This is a genomic window from Pedobacter sp. (genome assembly GCF_035317785.1).
GTDB lineage: Bacteria > Bacteroidota > Bacteroidia > Sphingobacteriales > Sphingobacteriaceae > Pedobacter.
Window position 1 is genome coordinate 1 of sequence record NZ_DATHGC010000278.1, and the last position, 2,114, is coordinate 2,114.

The following is a 2,114-nucleotide window of genomic DNA, read 5'->3' on the forward strand; positions in this document are numbered from 1 at the left end:
CTTTTGCCGAAGGCCTCGAAATGAAGACAATTATCGGTGCCAATATCATCTCCCAGGAGAACAATGAATACAGCGGACGTACATTAAACATCTCTGATCAGGGCTATGCTGCTTCGCGCACCAGGAAGGAAGCATTCTGGTCTATTGAGAATTTCCTGACCTACAATAAAAAATTCAACGAAAACCACTCCGTCACCGGGCTGCTGGGTATCTCGTGGCAGAAAAGTACTTTCAACCTCAGCAGTGCCGAAGTACGGGGTTTTGCGACAGATTATTTATTATATAACAATCTGGGTGCAGGAAGCCTGAATCCGCAGGTCGGTTCAAACCGGTATTTGCAACAGCTCAACTCTTATTTTGGCAGGCTGAATTATAACCTTAAAGATAAGTATCTGTTCACGGTTACCGGCCGCGCAGACGGAACCTCCAGAGTTGGTGAAAGTAATAAGTACTCGTTTTTTCCTTCAGCGGCCATTGCCTGGCGAATTTCCGAAGAGAACTTCCTGAAAGATAGCAGAGTAATTTCCAATCTGAAGCTTCGCAGCAGTATTGGGGTTGCCGGTAATTCAGAAATACCGGCATATTCATCTCTGGCACTTTTGGGTACCGGTTATCCGACAGTTTTTAATGATGCTCGGGTCGTGGGTACAGGTCTAAACAGACTGGCCAACCGTGAACTGCGTTGGGAAAAGACCACACAAAGTGACATAGGTGTTGAGCTCGGTTTGTTCGATGGCAGAATAAGTTTAGAGCTTGATGCCTATTACCGGAAAACCACAGATATGCTGCTGGATGCACCTGTGCCGCGAACAAGCGGTTATATCAGCATCCGTAAAAACATAGGCTCAATGGAAAACAAGGGTATAGAGGCTGAGCTGAATACCACCAATTTTAATTCGGAAGACTTCTCCTGGAAAACATCTTTTAACATCTCTTTAAATAAGAACAAAGTCCTTACACTGGCTACTCCGGCAGATATATTCGGGATAGGCGGGCCTAACTTTACCAATCCGACCAATATCATCAGGATCGGGGAGGCAGCAGGCTCCTTCTGGGGACTTACCCGTTTGGGCGTATGGACTGAAGCAGAAAGGGCTGAAGCGGCTAAATTTGTGAGTTACAGAAATGGCCTTACGATGCTTCCGGGCGACATCAAATACCTGGATGTGAACGGAGACTATGCCATCAATGATGCGGATAGGACAATCATCGGAAATGGTAGCCCAGATGCATGGGGGGCCTTCTCCAATACTTTCAGGTATAAAAAGGTCGATCTCACCGTTGAGCTTCAGTATTCTGTCGGTGCCGATGTGATGGACATGACTACCCACTCCAGTGAAGACCGTCAGTCGCTGGCCAACAGCTACGCTACAGTGCTCAATGCCTGGACACCCCAGAACCAGAATACCCAGATCGCAGAAATCAGGGATACCCGCGCCGGTTATGTGACCAATGTCGACACCCACTGGATCAAAGACGCTTCATTCATACGCGGCAGAAATGTGTTGCTTGGATATACTTTCGGCAATGAAACCGTTCAAAAAATGCGTTTGAATAAGCTGCGGGTTTATGTATCTGCTCAAAACCTTTTCCTGATCACCAGCAAGGAACTTCAGGGCGATCCTGAAACCACGCCTACCGGCGGATACGCAAATGACGTCAATAACGTGTTCTCACAGGGAATGAACTGGCACAGTTACCCAAGACCAACAATCTTTATGCTGGGCTTAAACATAGGCTTATAATGTATTTCATTTATTCATTCAATTATGAAATCAATACTTAAAAAAAATATACTGATGAAAATTAACATGATAAAATATATCAGCAGCATAGCCCTTTTCGGACTATTGCTGCTTGGACCAGGCTGTAAAAAGTTTCTGGAAGAGCAGGACCCTTCAAACCTGACACCCGATAATTTTTACAATATACCAGAGCATGCCGAAGCGGCAATAGCCTCTGTGTACTCAGGCACAAGGTTTGTCGGAGACGGCGCCGGAATCTTTTCTTCCAACTGGCAGCTGCTCGAGGCTGTAACGGGGACCTCTACCACGGAGACTGCCCAGAATTCTGACCTTAATAACCTTTACGGACTGATCCACGACGCAAATACA

Annotated in this window: 1 protein-coding gene and 1 pseudogene; both read left to right on the plus strand. The window is 46.3% G+C overall.

What is annotated here, in order from left to right; genetic code table 11:
- The coding region (locus tag VK541_RS17135) for a SusC/RagA family TonB-linked outer membrane protein (RefSeq protein WP_324371560.1) at positions 1 to 1,745 on the plus strand (1,745 nt) is incomplete at its 5' end.
- 54 nt (positions 1,746 to 1,799) lie between these two features.
- A pseudogene (locus tag VK541_RS17140) lies at positions 1,800 to 2,114 on the plus strand (hypothetical protein); the annotation flags it as partial.